This window comes from Candidatus Palauibacter sp. (assembly GCF_965197445.1).
GTDB lineage: Bacteria > Gemmatimonadota > Gemmatimonadetes > Palauibacterales > Palauibacteraceae > Palauibacter.
Window position 1 is genome coordinate 60,889 of record NZ_CBDANE010000004.1, and the last position, 15,993, is coordinate 76,881.

Here is a 15,993-nt window from a genome sequence, read left to right on the forward strand (position 1 = left end):
GTACCGCGGCTCTAGAATCGCGGCCACCACACATCATCGCGTCTCGCAATTCCTCGTTCGGGCCGGAAACGGGCGGCGATTTCATCCAGCGTCAACCCCTCGGTCGGGTGCCGGAATCCCGGCGCCACATCCGCGAGCGGCAACGCCAGATGGGCCCGCGTCAGGATCTCCGGATCTGGCAGGCGCAGGTCATCCTCATCGATGACGAGCCCCTCTACCGCCACGATGTCGATGTCGATCGTGCGGGGAGCGTTTCGGTCGGATGTGCGGACTCTGCCCAGGCGCCGCTCCAGCGGGCGGATCACGCCGAACTTCAGGTCGCTTGGGGAGCGCTCGGTCGTGAGGCGCACGGCGGCGTTCAGAAAGCGGGGCGTCTCGGTGCTTCCGACCGCGTCGGCCTCGTAGATCGGCGACAGCGCCTCGATGCCGAGCAACGCGTCGAGCGCGTCGAGGGCTTCGACCATATGGCGCTCCGGATCGATGTTCGAGCCCAGAGCGAGGAGGACGGTCTTCACGCGTAGTCCACCGCCGAACGCTCGATCTCGATCCCCACCGAGCGGGCGTATCGCAGGGCGCCGGGCTTCTCCACGCGCACCTTCGCGCGTCCGGCGCCGAAGTCGACGATCGCGATCCGCGCCAACTGGTGTGCGAGAGCCTCCACCAGATACGGCTCGGCCGTCTCGATGTGGGAGATCACGCGCTTCGTGAGCGTTCGGTAGTTGAGCACGTGCTCGACGTCGTCGGACTCGCCGGCGGTCCGGGCATCCACGGACAGCGACATGTTGATCACGATGTCCTGTTTCTTCTCGCGTTCCCAGTCGTTGACTCCGATGATCCCCCTGACGAGAAGATCCCGGATGATGATGGTGTCGGACGCCGTCATCAGCCCCTCCCTCCCGGCAGCAGGTGCTCGCCGCCATCCACATGGATCGTCGCTCCCGTCACGTAGTCGTTCTCGGCCAGAAACACCGCTGTGTGCACGACATCCGCCGCATCGCCCGTGCGCCCCAGAGGGACCCGGAGACCCTTCTGCCGCCACCCCGGATCGTCCGCCGTTTCACCCGCAGGCGGCAGGATCGGGCCGGGTACAATGACGTTTACGCGCACGTCGGGGCCGAGTTCCCTCGCGGTCGTCGCCGTCAGGTGGACGAGCCCCGCCTTGCTCACGCCGTGAGGGGTGAAGCCTTTCCAGGCGGCGACGCCAGCCATGTCCGACATGTTGAGTATGACGCCGGGCGCCCGAGGTTCCCTTCGGCTACCAGGGCGATCGGCGACCGCACGCATGCGCACGGCGGCGCGCTGCGACATGAGAAAGGGGGCGCGAAGGTTCAGCGCCTGCACGGCATCCCAGTCCGCCGCCGTCGTTTCGTCGAACGGGGTGCGCTCGAAGCTGGCTGCCGAGTTCACCAGGATGTCCAGGCGCCCGAAGGCTGCGTCGAACGCTTCGAACAGGCGGTCGATCAGTGCCGGGTCGGTGAGATCTGCGGCGGCGGTCGAGGCCCGGCGGCCCAGGGATCGTACTTCGCCTGCCGTGCGCCGGGCGGCCTCTGCCGAGTGCCGTAGTGGATGAAGACATCGCAGCCCGCCTCCGCCAGGCCCAGCGTCAGCGCGCGTCCCAACCGGCGTGCGCCACCCGTCACGAGCGCGACGGTACCCTCGAGCTTCACGTCGTTTCTCTCCCTCTCTCTCTCTCCGAATGAACATCGGTGCACCATGAACTCCGCCGGGAATGTACACGGTCGCCGCGCCGACGGGGCCCATTGCACCCGGACGCCGCGGGCGCCCCATTGCGGCGACGCGGAGGTGACGGGTGAAAGCGATCTGGTACGAAACGACGGGTCCCGCGCGAGCGGTGCTGCGGTTCGGGGAACTGGAGGCCCCGCGGCCGGGACCGGGCGAGGTCCGCGTGCGTGTGGCGGCTTCCGGCGTCAATCCTTCCGACACCAAGCGGCGGGGCGGCTGGATCGGGCTCTCCATGGGCCACCCGCGCGTCATCCCCCACTCCGACGGAGCCGGTACGATCGAAGCGGTGGGGCAGGGAGTCGACCCGGCCCGAATCGGCGAGCGCGTATGGTTGTGGAACGCGCAGGGGGGCGGGCGCCCGTTCGGGACGGCGGCGGACTGCGCGACCGTTCCCGCGGAGCGTGCCGCGACCCTGCCGGAGTGCGCGTCGTTCACGGAGGGGGCGGGACTCGGCGTACCGGGCTGTACGGCCCACTACGCCGTGTATGGCGACGGCCCGGTCGGGGGGAAGCGAATTCTGGTGCGGGGCGGCGCCGGGGCCGTGGGCCATCTGGCTGTCCAGCTCGCCACCCTGGGCGGAGCGGAAGTGATCGCGACCGTCAGCGGCCGGGCGAAGGGAGATGTCGCACGCGCCGCCGGCGCCCGGCACGTCATCAACTACCGGGAAGAGGACGTGCCGGCCCGAATCCGGGATCTCACCGGCGGCGCAGGTGTGGAACGCGTGATCGAGGTGGACCTCGCCGCGAACCTGGAAACCGACGTGGCCGTGCTGCGCCCTAACGGCGCCATCGCCTCCTATTCGTCGACCTCCGGTCCCGCACTCTCCCTCGCCTATTACCCGCTCGCCTTCAAGGACCTGCGGATCCATTTCCTCCAGGGCTACCTGCTACCCCCCGTTGCCCGGCGTGCCGCGATCAGAGACCTCACGACCTGGCTGGCGGCCGGGCAGTTGGAGGTACGGATCGCGAACACATTCCCGCTCGCGGACACAGCCGCGGCGCACGAACTGCTCGAGTCCGGCCGCGCCGATGGGAAGGTCGTCGTCGAGATCTGACGAACGCGCCCCCTGTTACTGGACCCGGTCGAAGCGCAGATCCCAGACCCGTCCCTGGCTGAGACTCGCCTCGGTGACGCGTCCCCCGTCGCCCCGGTGGAAGATGTAGGTGGTCCCCCCCTGGGTGAACGCGTCGGGGTAGACGGGGTCGAGCGCCTCGCCGTCGCCATAGCGGTCCTTGAGCACCAGGCTCCCGTCCTCCACCTCGACCCAGTACGTGACCTCGGCCTCGTCACTGCGGTAGGCCCCGACGTAGTCGGCGAGGTCGGCCGCCGTCGGCGAGAACTCACCGACCGGTTCGATGCGCACGTCCACGGCCACGGGTGTGTTCATGATCGCGGCGGGCCGTCCTCCCTCCGCGGCCGCTTCGAAGGCGATGGATATGCCGTCTGGAGAACCGAACTCGGTCTCGCTCATGGCCGCGAGCTGAAACCCCTGCATCCCGCCCACGCGCAGCGACGAACCGTCCGCCGCCAGCTCCATGAACTGTCCCGTGCGGGTGTCCCGGTATCCGCCGGCGAGGGCCGCGACGCGGGCCGGATCGACCTCCACACCCGCCGGATCGTCGTCGGCGGACTCCTCGCTGATGGCGTCGCCCAGGTAGAGCTCGGCCACTCCACGGGCGAGCCCTCCGGGATTGGCCTCCCCCACATTGCACATCACGGAGACGGCCACGCCGTGGTCGGGGAAGCGCGTAAGGAACCCGCGGTAGGCCGCGGTACCGCCGGAGTGCTGGACTTCGCGCACGCCCCTGTACTCGCCGACGAAGAGCCCGCCGGCATAACTGATCTGCCGTCCCGAGGTGAGCGTTCCCTGCTCATGCATGAGACGGATGAACTCGGGCCCTCCGACCTCGCCCGTGTCGAGATTGCGCGTGAACCTGAGCAGGTCCCCCACGGTCGTGAGCAGGCCGCCGTTTCCGTGCACGTTCTCGAACGGCATCAGCATGTGCCACTCGCCGTCCGCCCCGCGCCGGTACCCCACCGAGCGTTCCTCCACGATCTCGGTGAAGTCGTCCCGCCACTGCGTCTTCGTCATCCCGAGGGGTCCGAAGATCCGCTCCTGCGAGAATTCGTCGAAGGTCTGTCCCGTTACGCGTTCGACGAGCATCGCCTGGAGGTTGTATCCCGTGTTCGTGTAGGAGTAGTAGAGGCCCGGCTCGTAGTTCAGCGCCTGCTGTCGGCTGGCGATGTCGAGCGCGTGCTTGTGCGTGTGGATCCGCGTCGTGCGCGCCCAGCCCTCGATCCCCGCGACCGAGCCCCAGTCGCGGAGCCCGCTCGTATGGTGGACCAGCATGCGCACCGTGATCGGCTCGCCGTAGTCCGGCATCTCCGGGAAATACTCCCGGATGTCGTCGTCCAGATCGATACGTCCGTCGAGCGCCAGAAGGATCGTGGCCGCCGCGGTGAACTGCTTCGAGACCGATCCTGGTTCGAACACCGTCTCGGGCGTGTTCGGAATGTCCCACTCGAGGTTCGCCATGCCGTATGCGCGCGCCATGACCTGCTGCCCGTCCCTGGAGACGGCGAAGGCGCACCCCGGTCCATCCGGGTCGCTGAAGTCCGAGAACACGGCGTCGAGAGAGGCGAGGTCGACCGTGCCTTCCGGCGCGTCGCCGGAGTTGGCCTGCGAGCAGGCGAGGCCCGCTGCGAGGGGAAGGATGAGCGCCCAGAGCCGTGTCTTCATCGTCTTCCTCCTGACTGAATTGCGGAACGTGCGGCCTCGTGAACGGCTGTAGCCGTCGGATCGGACAACGATGCAATGTCGGTGCCCGCGCGCGCCGCGTCGAGATCTGACGCCCGGGGGGGCATCCATGGGACGCGGTCGAAGCGGAGGTCCCAGACCCGTCCCTGGCTGAGACTCGCCTGGGTGACGCGTCCCCCGTCGCCCCGGTGGAAGATGTAGGTGGTCCCATGTCTTCATCTTTCTGCTCCCTGATGAGGTCCCGCAAAGGAGCGCCGGGTATCAGCGCACGATATCGATGACCCCGGCGTTTGCTTCGATACGGAGCGTGGTGCCGAACTCGGCCGAACGCGTGCGAATGTCCTCGAGCAGGGTGCGGGCGGCTTCACCCTCGAGGAGATAGGGTTGTGAGAGGGCGTCTCCCCGCCCGGCGATGGGGAGGACGTCGACCCGCGTGACGCCTTCGGATCCGATGTGCAGGCGAACGGCTATGTTGTCCATCCAGTAGTCGTGTCCGTGCCCGAAGATGAAGTTCCCCATGGAATAGACGATGGGTTTGCCGCCGCGAACTTCGATGCCCCTGGGCACGTGGGGATGGTGTCCCAGGATGACGTCGGCTCCCGCGTCCAGAACCTCGTGCGCGAACGCCCGCATTCCGGGGTGGACGTCCTGGCTGTTCTCGATCCCCCAATGGAAACTGAGTACGACGAAATCGACCTGGTCGCGGATCCGGGCGATATCTTCCCGGATCAGCAGCGGGTCGAGCGGGACGACGCCGGACTGGCTCGGCGTGGCGAACGAGGAGCCCCCGTCATTCACGAATTGGGCGTAGGCGAGGAAGGCGACGCGGATGCCGCCGCGCTCGATGACGTACGGGCGGCGCGCGTCGGCGAGGTCGCGCCCCGTCCCGGCGTGTCCGACTCCCGCCCGGCGCAGGTGATCGACCGTGTCCAGCAGGCCCTCGCCTTCGGCATCGAGCGCGTGGTTGTTCGCCGTGGCCACGATGTCGATGCCCGCCCAGGCGAGGGCGCCGGCGAAGGCGGACGGGGTACGGAACGCGCCGCTCCAGCGCGCCCGGTCCGAGAGCGGCGTCTCCAGGTTGGCGAAGGCGATGTCCGCCTCCCGCAGGAGGTCCGCTGACCGGCGCAACGGATAGCGCGCCTCTTCCCGGCCGTCGTCGAACTCCAGACCGTAGTGATGTGCCCTCAGGTAGTGCGCGTCCGCCGAGACCAGGCTGGTGTCGAGCGCCGCCTCGAGGTGGCTGCGGGAAGCGGGGCTCGCGGCGTAGGGCACGCGAATCCAGCCGTCGCCCCGGTGCCACAGGATGCCTCCGCCGGCCTGCGGTGCGTCGTAGTACATGGACGGCGCCCTGGTCGTCCGAGACCACTCGATATCTCCGACCGCGAGGAGCGTGATTTCCTGGCCGTCGACCGCGCGGGGCGCCGCACCGAGGGTCAGGAGGGCGGCGATCGCCGCGAGCCGCGTCATCCGGCCGGCGCCGCGGAAAGGATGCGTGCGGGGTCGAGCGGGCGTCCGGCGCGGACGACCGTCCGGATACGCCGTGTGTTCCTGATGTCCGCGAGAGGGTCCGCATCCAGGAGTACGAGATCGGCGGCCCGCCCCGGTTCGATGGAGCCGAGATTCTCATCCTCCTTCAGGATCCGCGCGTTCTCGAGCGTCGCGGCGGTCAGGACGTCTGCGGCCGACATCCCGGATTCGACGAGAAACTCCATCTCATGATGCAGGGAAGCGCCCGGCGCGACCTGCGGCTCCGGAGCGTCCGTCCCCACGAGCAGTTGCACCCCGGCGTCGTGGAGCATGCCGGTGAGGCGCAGGTATTTCTCCCACGTCCCCTGGCGCACGGAGACGGGAGCCGCGCCCCAGTCGAGGGCGCGCCGCTCACGGTCCCGGTCCCAGAAGGCCTTGAGGCGGGTCGGCATGGGGTCGTGGTCCGGGTGTCCGTAGACCTCGGGCAGATCCATGAACAGAAGTGTTCCCCAGAAGACCATGAGTGTTGGATCGACGCGGGTGCCGTGCTCCGCGATCACGTCGATGAGTCGTCGCGCCTCGTCCGAGTCGAGGTTGATGGAGTGGCGGTCGTCGGGATCGTCGAGAAGGAAATTCGACACTGTGTAGATGTGCTCGATGCAGTCGAGCCCGTCGCGGACGGCGTCCGCCGTGTGGTAGTCGAGGAGGTGTCCGCTCACGACGAGTCCGTGCTCGTGGCCGGCCTCGATCACACGCCGCCCGACCTCGGGACCGGTGCCGACGTAGATCTTGAGCGTCTTCACGCCCCAGCCCGCCATGTCCGCGACGAAGGGGTCGACTTCGTCGGGGGACCTCAGCGTCCAGCCGACGTCGGGGTGCCAGGGTGGGTCGCCGTCGATCAGGAAGCTGCAGCGGAACACGTTCGGCGAGGTATCCGGGTGGTCCTCCGCATAGCGCTCGACGAGGCGCTGGGCCGGGACGTTGTCGCCCGTGCTCCGGATCGAGGTGACGCCGTGGCCGAGATAGAACGGAAGGACCTCGTCGCCCGTCATGTGCGACTGGTAGAGGATGTGAGTGACGTGCACGTGCGCGTCGATGAGTCCGGGGAGGACGAACAGGCCGGACCCGTCGAGGCGCGTGGCGCCGGCGGCCGCGTCGGAGGTTGGACCGAGTTCGGCGGCAGGAGCCACGGCCTCGATCCGGCCGGCCCGGACGAGCACGCTTGTGTCGGTGCGCATGGTGCCGGCTCGGACATCGAACACGTTGGCCCGGTCGATGAGCAGCGGGGGAACCGGCGCGCCGGCCGCGCCCTCCGTGGCGGTGCCGTCGCCGCGCTGCGGGTCGACATCGCAGCCGAGAGTCAGCCCCGCGCCGGCCAGAGCGGCGCCGCGCAGGAAGTCGCGCCGCTCGATGGGGCGCCCACTCCCGGCGACCGAAGCGTTCGGCCGGCATGTATCGGCGCTCGAAGGCAGTCGGGGTTTTGCCATGGGCCGCTAGGCGTTGATGAAGCGGTAGAAGAGCCGAATGAGCGCATAGGCCCTCCGGATGTCGTCCGACTGAAAGCGCAGCGTGGTGGGCGAGACCCGTTCGACGCCGGGCACCGCCATCGACACGTCGATGCGCGTCGTACTCCCCAGAGTCAGCTCAACGGTGTAGGGTGCGTCGAGCAGCCAGGGCTCGCGGTCCTCGAGCGTGAGCATCGCCTGGCGGGCCTTCTCCGTCAGTTCCCGCCGGACGTCGTCGATCGGACGCAGGTGTGCGGCACGGGCGGTGATGGCGGTCTTCGACATGACGGTCTCGGCGGTGCGCGCGTACGTCTCCCGAGCTTGCGCCACGTAGTCGCGATCGCCGTGCACGAGTACGACGGGCACGCCGTGGGCGCCCGCGAAGGCCGCATTCATCTCGCCCTCGCCGCTCGGGATTCCGTTGATCTCGAGGTGCTGCACGAGCCCCGAGCCTGTGTGGGCAAGAAAGCCCATCGTCCCTGCGCGCGAGTGATATCCGATGTACATCGCCGCGTCGAAGGTCTCGTCGAGTCCGGCCACCATGCCCAGCGGCTTGAGGCTTCCCTGTACGTACTCGACGCCGGGCGCCAGCAGCTCGACGTAGGCATTCGCATGGTCGCCGTGGGAATCGTTGACCACGATCCGGACGCGCTCGATGCCGCGCTGCGCGGCCGCGGCCCGGATCCCCGCGATGGCCGCGTTGATGTCCTGAGTCTGCATGGCCCGGCCGACCTCGTAGTCCTTGCCGCCGTTGCTGGTCATCGCGGGCGTGCCGACGCCGGTCAGCCCCTCCATGTCGGCGGAGATATAGACCGACCAGGTTTCGGACTGGCCCGCCAGCGGCACACAGACGAGGGGAGTCGCCGCCCAACAGACGGCGAAGCACACGATGACGCAGATGCTGGAGCGGACGGTGCCTCGGATCTCGGGTCTCATGACCGTGCTTCTCCCGTTGCGGCTCCGTACCGCTTCAGTCCGTCCGCGGCGTGCAGCCGCAGCTTCCGGTCCTCCTCCTCCTTCAGGATCTTCCGGAAGACCGAGGTCACGCGCGGGTCCGGAGCGAGGTGATGTGCGAGCATGGCGACCGCCTGGCGGCGCACCCTGAGGCTGCCGTCCGTCTCGATCCTCTCGAGCAACAGAGGGATGGGGTCGATCGGGTTCGGGCCATCCTTGCACACCTCGCAGGCGAGCGAATGGACGGCCCATAGCCGAACCTTGCTCCTGGGGTCGCGGAGGAGCGGAACGAGCGCGCGAAGCGTCTCGGCATCCGCGAAGTTGTCGGCAAACAGCGCGCACCAGCGGCGCACCTGCCAGTCGGGGTGCCGCAGGCCCGCCCGGATATGGGGGAGGACCTCGTCGCCGCGCTCGTAGAGGGCGAGGAAGGCGGGCATGCGGTGTTCGGGATCCGTGAACTCCTCCACGAGTTCCGCCGGCGTCGCCCCCGGGCGGAACCGCGGGGCGGCCGCGATCATTCGGCGAATCGTCGCGGCGTGCGCCGACTCGCCGGGGGGAATGCCGCAGCACGCGTCTTCTGTCATGCGCTGAGGATCGCCGAACGCCCTCGACGCCGTCAAGCAGGCGGGGCACGACGCCCGGGTTAATGGCGGGTTGCGTCTGCGGCGCTACGTTGTGTCCATGTCCGCATCTTCCGCCGAGTTCATCGTCTCCCCGACCTCTGCCGTGCGCCTCGCCGCCGCGCGTAGCTGGCTCGAGTCGCGGTCGCCGACCGCCGGGGTCACGGTCATCGGCGAGACGCTGGTGGGCCCTCACGAACTCCTGTTGCGAGGGGCGCGCGCGGCTGGCGCGACGATGGGGTGGCGCCGTACGACGCTGGTGCGCCTCGCCCGCGACCTCGCCCTTGCTCCCCTCGCCGCCCGGGGGAAAGCGGTCGGAGACGCGACGGCGCGCGACGCGATCGTGGCCCGGGCCTCAATGAAGCTGGATCCGCCGAGCGTGGGCCGACTCGCCGGCGTCGCCGACACACCCGGGTTCATCCGCGCCATGGGCGGCGCGCTGGATGCGCTCCGCATGGCGGGCGTCGCGCCCTCCCACGTCTCTGCAATCGACCCGGATCTGGCCACCTTCGCGGAGGCGGTGCAGGAGGAATGGCGGGCGGCGGGGCTGACGGATCGTGCCGGTCTGTTCGAGACGGCGACCGAGGTTCTTCGTGATCCGCACCTCCCGCACCCGGGCATGGAGTGCCCCCTTCTCATCCTGGACGCCCGGATATGGACCGAGCTGGAGCAACGGTTCGTGGCGGCCCTCATCGAGCGTAGTTCCGAGACGCTGGCCACGGTGACGGAGGGCGACCCGCGCACGATCGATGCGCTCCGGCGTGCCGGCGCGCACCCGCGGGGCGGATCAGCGGTGCCTCCCGCCCCGAACGGCGCCATCGGTCGCCTGCACGCCCACCTCTTCGGGTCGCCTCCTTCTCCGTGCGCTCCGGACGACGCGATCACGGTGTTCTCGGCGCCCGGGGAAGGTCGGGAAGCCGTCGAGATCGCCAGGCGACTCATCGCCCTTGCCGAGGCCGGAACCCCCTTCGACCGGTGTGCGATCCTTCTCCGCCAACCCGAGGACTACCGCCCCTATCTGGCGGAGGCTCTGGAGCGAGCGAAGATCCCTGCCTGGCTCGCGTCCGGCGTGCGGCGACCCGATCCCGCGGGCCGGGCCTTTATCGCGCTCCTGCGCTGCCGGGCGGAGGACTACTCGGCGCTCCGTTTCGCGGAATACCTGTCGATCGGAGAGGTGCCCGACGCGACGGAGGGTGGGGCTCCTCCGGGACCGCCCGCGGAGGACGAGCGGTGGGTCGCACCCCACGACGAGGACGGCGCCGGGGGGCTCCCGGAGTCGCCGCCGACGGGGGCGCCGCCGCGTAGAGGGGCGACGGAGCCGGGTCCTCCCGCCGCCGAGGACCCGGTGCCGGGACGCTCGCTTCGAGTGCCGCGGCGCTGGGAACAACTGCTCGTCGAGGCCTCGGTCGTGGGTGGCCTCGACCGATGGGAGCGGCGACTCGACGGTCTCGCGTCGGAACTCGAGCTCAAGCGGTCGGCGCTGCAGGCCGAAGACCCGGACCATGCCCGCATCGAACGCGTCGACCAGACGCTCGCCAACCTGGCCTGCCTTCGGGGCTACGCGCTGCCTCTCCTGTCCGATCTGTCCGAGCTGCCCGCCGAGGCGCGATGGGGTGACTGGCTGACCGCGCTGACCGGGCTTGCGACCCGGTCGCTCCGGCACCCCGGGAACGTGCTCGCGGCGCTCTCCGCACTGGGGCCGATGGGGCCGGTCGGTCCCGTGACGCTGGACGAGGTGCTGCGCGTTCTCGGGCCCCGGCTGGCGGAGATCACGGGGCCGTCGCCGCCTCACCGCTACGGCCGCGTCTTCGTGGGACCCATCGACGCGGCGCGCGGGCTGGCGTTCGATGTAGTGTTCGTGCCCGGTATGGCCGAACGGTTGTTCCCGCCCAAGATCGCCGAAGACCCGATCCTCCTGGACGTGGCGCGACGCGCGCTCGCGCCCGGCCGACTCGCGACGAACGCCGACCGCCTGAAGCACGAGCGGCTGGGGTTCAAGCTCGCGGTCGGTGCGGCGCGTGAGCAGGTCGTCCTCTCCTATCCCCGGATCGACGCGATGAAGGCGAGACCCAGGGTCCCCTCCTTCTACGCGCTTGAGGCGGTTCGCGCGTCGGAAGGACGGCTGCCGGGCTTCGAGGAGCTGGCCAAACAGGCCGAGGCGGTGTCCGACGCCAGGATCGGCTGGCCAGCGCCCAAGTCGCGGACGCGGGCCATCGACGAAGCGGAGTACGACCTCGCGGTGCTCGACGATCTGGGCCTCCGCGGCGACCGGGCGGTGAAGGCCGCCGGGCACTTGCTCAACTCGAACCCGCACCTCGCGAGGGCCCTCCGTTTTCGCGCCTACCGCTGGGAGGTGTCCGGCTGGACGTGGGCGGATGGGCTGGTTCAGCTCACGGAGGGGGCGGCCGTCGCCCTGGCCAACCGGTCGCCCGCCATGCGCCCCTACTCGGTCACCGCGCTGCAGCACTTCGCTGCGTGCCCGTACCGGTTCTATCTGCAGGCCATCCAGGGCCTGCGTCCGCGCGAGGACCCCATCGGAATCGACGCCCTCGACCCGCTGCAGCGTGGCTCGCTCGTGCATCAGATCCAGTTCGAACTCCTCACCAGACTGCAGGCCGAGAGTACGGAGGACCGGCCGCTGCTCCCCGTGGGGCCGGACAACCTCTCGCACGCGCTCGATCGGCTGCAGGAAGTGCTCGCCAAGGTGGCCGCAGACTTCAGGGACCGCCTCGTTCCGGCGATCGACCGGGTCTGGGACGACGGCATCGAGGCCATCCGTCAGGACCTGCGGGAATGGCTGCATCGCGAGAGTCGAGGCGACACCCCGTTCGAGCCGTGGCGGTTCGAACTCTCCTTCGGACTTCCCCGCGATGCGGACCGGGATATGCGCTCCGTCCTCGAACCCGTCGACCTGGAGATCGGCTTGAAGATGCGCGGCGCCATCGACCTGATCGAGCGCACGCCGGGCGGCGTCCTCCGCGTGACGGACTACAAGACGGGACGCCACCGCGCGAAACCGGGGGCGACGATCCAGGGGGGCGAACTTCTGCAGCCCGTGTTGTATGGACTCGTCGTCCAGACGCTGTTCCCCGAATACCGGGTGGAATCCGGGCGGCTGTACTACTGCACGACGGATGGCGAGTTCCGTGATCATGTGGTGCCGCTGGACGGCCGGGCGGTCGAGGCCGCGACGATCCTGAGCGAGGTCGTGCGGGGCGCCTTCGAGGCCGGCCGTTTCCCGGCGCTGCCGCGCGAGGGGGCCTGCCGCTGGTGTGACTACCGGCAGGTGTGTGGACCCGACGAAGAACGGCGCGTGAGGAGAAAGCCCCCGCCCGTCGAACTGCGGCGACTGCGGGAATATCCGTGAGCGGCCGCGAACGCCTCGCTGACCAGGACGCGCGAGATGCGATCCTTACCGACCTCGACGACACGCTGTTCGTCGAAGCGGCCGCCGGGACCGGCAAGACCACCGCGCTCGTCGGCCGGATCGTGGAGGTATTGAGGCGCGGGCGCGGCACGCTCGAGGACATCGTTGCCGTCACCTTCACCGAGAAGGCGGCGGGAGAGATGAAGCTCCGGCTGCGGGGCGAAATCGAAGCGTCGCGGTCGCGCGCGGAGGCCGGGGAAGGGCGGGAACATCTCTCGCGTGCGCTGGAACAGCTGGAACTCGCCCACATCGGGACCATCCACGGCTTCTGTACCGACCTGTTGCGGGAACGGCCGGTCGAGGCCGGCGTGGATCCGGCGTTCCGGGTCGCCGCGGAGGACGAGGCGGGTCGCATCCTCGAAGCCGCCTTCGAGCGCTGGTTCCAGGGGGCTCTGGCCGATCCGCCGCGGGGCGTGCGGAGGGCGCTGCGCCGCGGCTATGCCCGGAATTCCGGCGGGCCCCGCGCCGCGTTGCGCCGCGCGGCCGGCAGCCTCGTGGAACAGCGCGACTTCGACGCCGCCTGGTCGAGGCCGGAGTGGGATCGCGCGGCCGAGCTCGACCGCGCCATCGACCTCCTCCGGGAACTCGCAGCTTTTGCCCCGCGGGCCGCCCGCCAGGACGACTATCTCACGAAGAACCTGCGCCATATCGAAAGTCGCGTGCGCGAACTCGACCTCCGCGAGGTCGTGCTCGGCCGGGACTACGACCATCTGGAAGCATGGCTTCGCACCTTCGTGCGCGAACGGTGGCGCGGCTGGTCATGGCGGGGTTTCCGCTCCCGGGACTTCGGAGGAGGACTCGCCAAGGCCGACGTTCTCGCGCGCCGGGATGGGGTCAGAGCCGAACTGCAGGGAATCCTCGACACCGCGGATGCCGATCTGGCGGCGGACCTCCGGGACGAACTGTGGCCGGTGACGCACGCCTACGAGGAAGCGAAGCGGCGAGAGGGTCGGCTCGATTTCGTGGACCTGCTGATCCGGGCCCGCGACCTGCTGCGGGATGACTGGGAGATCCGCGCGCACTGCCAGCGCCGGTTCACGCATTTCTTCGTGGACGAGTTTCAGGACACCGACCCGCTGCAGGTCGAGATCCTCCTCCTCCTGTGCAGCGACGATCCGGATGAGATCCGGCCGGAGTTTCTCGCACCCGCCAGGGGCAAGCTGTTCGTCGTCGGCGACCCGAAGCAGTCGATCTACCGTTTCCGCCGGGCGGACGTGATGCTGTACGAGCGGACAAAGCGCCGCCTGGCCGGGGCCGACGCCCGGGTGCTGCAGTTGTCCACGAGCTTCCGATCCCAGCCGCGGTTGCAGGCCGCGGTGAACGGAGCCTTCCAGCAGCGGATGAGGGCGAGCGAGGACGGCAGCCAGGCCGAGTATGTGCCGCTCGCCCCTTATCGGGAGGACCTCGAGGCCCAGCCCGCCGTCATCGCGCTGCCGGTCCCAAGGCCCTACGGCCGCTACGGCTCCATCTGGAAGAGGGCCATCGAAGAGTCGCTCCCCGTCGCGGTGGGGGCGTTCGTCGACTGGCTGGTCCGCGAGTCGGGGTGGGTCGTGACGGATCGGGAACACCCGGAGGTTCCCGTACCGATCGAGGCGCGGCACGTCTGTCTCCTCTTCCGCCGCTTTCAGACGTGGGGGGACGACGTCACGAGACCGTACGTGCGCGCGCTCGAAGCCAGGGCGATCCCGCACGTGCTGGTCGGCGGGCGCTCGTACTACGACCGGGAGGAGGTGCTGGCCGTCCGCAACGCGCTTACAGCCATCGAGTGGCCGGACGACCGGTTGTCGGTGTACGCGGCGCTGCGCGGCCCGCTGTTCTCGCTCGGCGACCGGGCGCTGTTCGAGTTCGGTGTCGAGGTAGGCCCGCTGCACCCGCTCGCCGGATGGGGAACGGAGGAGAGGGCTGAACAGGTGGCGGCTCTGAAGCCTGAACTAGAGGCCGTGGCCCAGGTCCTGAAACTCATCGGAGACCTGCATCGCGCCCGGAACCGGCGTCCGCTGCCGGAGACGATTCTCGGCCTGCTCTCGGCCGTCCGAGCCCACGCCGGCATCGCCATCTGGCCGACCGGAGAACAGGCGCTCGCGAATGTGCTCCGGCTCGTGGACCGGGCGCGTGCGTTCGAGCGCACGGGGGCTCCCTCGTTTCGGGCGTTCCTCGACCGCCTCGAGGACGAGGCGGAGCGCGGCCAGGCCGAGGAGGCGCCAATCGTGGAGGAAGGGACCGAGGGTGTGCGGATGATGACCGTGCACAAGGCGAAGGGGCTCGAGTTTCCCGTCGTCATCCTAACGGACATGACGTGCGGTGCGACGTTCGAGACCCCGACGCGCCACGTCGATGCGGCCAAGGGGTTGTGGGCTCAAGCCCTGTGCGGCGCGACACCGCTCGATGTGCTGGAGAACTCGGAGCTCGAGCGGGAACGGGAGAGGGCCGAGGCCGACCGGGTCGCCTACGTGGCGTCGACGCGAGCCCGCGATCTGCTGGTGGTCCCGGCTCTGGGGGACGGTCGTGACGGCCAGGGCGGGAGTCCCGCAGGAGATGACGAGTGGTGGCTCGATTCCCTGAACGCCGCGGTGTGTCCGCCACCGGCTGCCCGGCGCGCGCCGACCTCCGCCAAGGGGTTGGGAGCCCCGGCCTTCAAGGACGAATCGGTGCTCGATCGTCCCGATCGGCAGGGGGACCAGCGGCCCACCCCGGCCGGCTCGGTGGCGCCCGGCCTCCACACCGCCGAGGCCGGGACGCCCGTGGTCTGGTGGGATCCCGCCGCGCTGGACCTCGCGGTCGACCCGCTCGCCGGAGAGCGCCAGCAGCGGCTGCTCGAGGTCGAGGGTGACGAGCAGCCCACGTTCGACGTAGAAGCGGGGCGCCGGGCTCACGAGGAATGGCAGGCGGCCCGCGCGGCAAGTCTCAGGGAGGGACGGCAGGAGACGATGACGGTGACCACGGCCCGGGCTGTGGCGAAGGCCGCCGCGGAGGCCGGGGTTCCGGGCGTACCCGACGTGGAGGTCGAGTGGGTCGTCGTGCCCCGGCCACGGATCGAGGAGGTGGATGGGAGTGAGCGCCCCGGCGGCGAGCGGTTCGGTACTCTGGTGCACGGGGTCCTCGCGGAGACGACCCTGGATGCGGATGCCGAAACGGTGCGGCGGCTGGCAGACGCTCTGGGCCGAACGCTGGGCTGTCCTGCCGCCGAGGTCGCGGCGGCGGGGGCCCTGGCGGCGCGCGCGCTCGGACACGAAGTGCTCGGGCGGGCTCGGGCCGCCGCGGCATTCGATCCCGGCTCTGTCCGGCGGGAGGTCACGGTCTTCCACGCGGGGAGAGCCGCATCCGTGGTCGAGGGCGTCGCCGACCTTGCCTTTCGCGAGGTCACCGGCTCGGGGCCCCGGTGGACGGTCATCGACTACAAGACGGATCGACATCCGACGCGGGCGCGGGCAGAATACGAAGCACAGGTCGCCTGCTACGCAGCGGCCGTCCGGGAGGCGAGCGGAGAGCCGGCCCGGGGAATCGTGCTCGCGCTCTGAC

At 69.8% G+C, this 15,993-nt stretch carries 12 protein-coding genes; 3 read left to right on the top strand and 9 right to left on the bottom strand.

Translation table 11 applies throughout. The features are described 5' to 3' along the window. Positions 1–11: 11 nt before the first annotated feature. From folK to ACN9M6_RS04140, 4 genes are read right to left on the bottom strand one after another with little or no spacing between them, the layout of a single operon-like run. On the bottom strand, positions 12–515 hold the full coding sequence (gene folK / locus ACN9M6_RS04125; RefSeq protein WP_419161657.1) for a 2-amino-4-hydroxy-6-hydroxymethyldihydropteridine diphosphokinase: 504 nt from the start codon (positions 513–515) through the stop codon (positions 12–14). Beyond that, positions 512–883, bottom strand: a complete 372-nt coding sequence (folB, locus tag ACN9M6_RS04130) for a dihydroneopterin aldolase (protein WP_419161658.1) — start codon at positions 881–883, stop codon at positions 512–514. Before folB ends, folK begins: the two co-directional genes overlap by 4 nt. Further along, a complete protein-coding gene (locus tag ACN9M6_RS04135) occupies positions 883–1,512 on the bottom strand; it encodes an SDR family NAD(P)-dependent oxidoreductase (RefSeq protein ID WP_419162248.1) in 630 nt (209 codons plus the stop codon). Before ACN9M6_RS04135 ends, folB begins: the two co-directional genes overlap by 1 nt. Beyond that, entirely contained in the window at positions 1,461–1,667 is a 207-nt protein-coding gene (locus tag ACN9M6_RS04140) for a hypothetical protein (RefSeq protein WP_419162273.1), read from the bottom strand. Before ACN9M6_RS04140 ends, ACN9M6_RS04135 begins: the two co-directional genes overlap by 52 nt. Before the next feature lie 143 nt (positions 1,668–1,810). Here ACN9M6_RS04140 and ACN9M6_RS04145 point away from each other — a divergent pair, with 143 nt between their 5' ends. Further along, positions 1,811–2,797 (top strand): NADPH:quinone reductase, encoded by a 987-nt coding sequence (locus ACN9M6_RS04145; protein ID WP_419161659.1) that lies wholly within the window; start codon positions 1,811–1,813, stop codon positions 2,795–2,797. Positions 2,798–2,812: 15 nt separating this feature from the next. Here ACN9M6_RS04145 and ACN9M6_RS04150 read toward each other — a convergent pair whose 3' ends face one another. The 5 genes from ACN9M6_RS04150 to ACN9M6_RS04170 form a co-directional block, all read right to left on the bottom strand. Next, complete coding sequence (locus ACN9M6_RS04150) at positions 2,813–4,483, bottom strand: serine hydrolase domain-containing protein (RefSeq protein WP_419161660.1); 1,671 nt, start codon at positions 4,481–4,483, stop codon at positions 2,813–2,815. A 279-nt stretch (positions 4,484–4,762) separates the two neighbouring features. Beyond that, positions 4,763–5,968 carry a CapA family protein gene (locus tag ACN9M6_RS04155; RefSeq protein ID WP_419161661.1) on the bottom strand — a complete coding sequence of 402 codons (1,206 nt, stop codon included), beginning with the start codon at positions 5,966–5,968 and terminating at the stop codon, positions 4,763–4,765. After that, positions 5,965–7,455 carry an amidohydrolase family protein gene (locus ACN9M6_RS04160; protein ID WP_419161662.1) on the bottom strand — a complete coding sequence of 497 codons (1,491 nt, stop codon included), beginning with the start codon at positions 7,453–7,455 and terminating at the stop codon, positions 5,965–5,967. Before ACN9M6_RS04160 ends, ACN9M6_RS04155 begins: the two co-directional genes overlap by 4 nt. A 6-nt stretch (positions 7,456–7,461) precedes the next feature. Then, positions 7,462–8,409 carry a M55 family metallopeptidase gene (locus ACN9M6_RS04165; RefSeq protein WP_419161663.1) on the bottom strand — a complete coding sequence of 316 codons (948 nt, stop codon included), beginning with the start codon at positions 8,407–8,409 and terminating at the stop codon, positions 7,462–7,464. Beyond that, complete coding sequence (locus ACN9M6_RS04170; protein ID WP_419161664.1) at positions 8,406–9,011, bottom strand: HEAT repeat domain-containing protein; 606 nt, start codon at positions 9,009–9,011, stop codon at positions 8,406–8,408. The genes ACN9M6_RS04165 and ACN9M6_RS04170 overlap by 4 nt, the downstream gene beginning before the upstream one ends. Before the next feature lie 97 nt (positions 9,012–9,108). Between ACN9M6_RS04170 and ACN9M6_RS04175 the strand changes: the two genes are divergently transcribed. After that, entirely contained in the window at positions 9,109–12,414 is a 3,306-nt protein-coding gene (locus ACN9M6_RS04175) for a PD-(D/E)XK nuclease family protein (protein ID WP_419161665.1), read from the top strand. After that, positions 12,411–15,992, top strand: a complete 3,582-nt coding sequence (locus tag ACN9M6_RS04180) for a UvrD-helicase domain-containing protein (RefSeq protein WP_419161666.1) — start codon at positions 12,411–12,413, stop codon at positions 15,990–15,992. The genes ACN9M6_RS04175 and ACN9M6_RS04180 overlap by 4 nt, the downstream gene beginning before the upstream one ends. Position 15,993 lies beyond the last annotated feature (1 nt).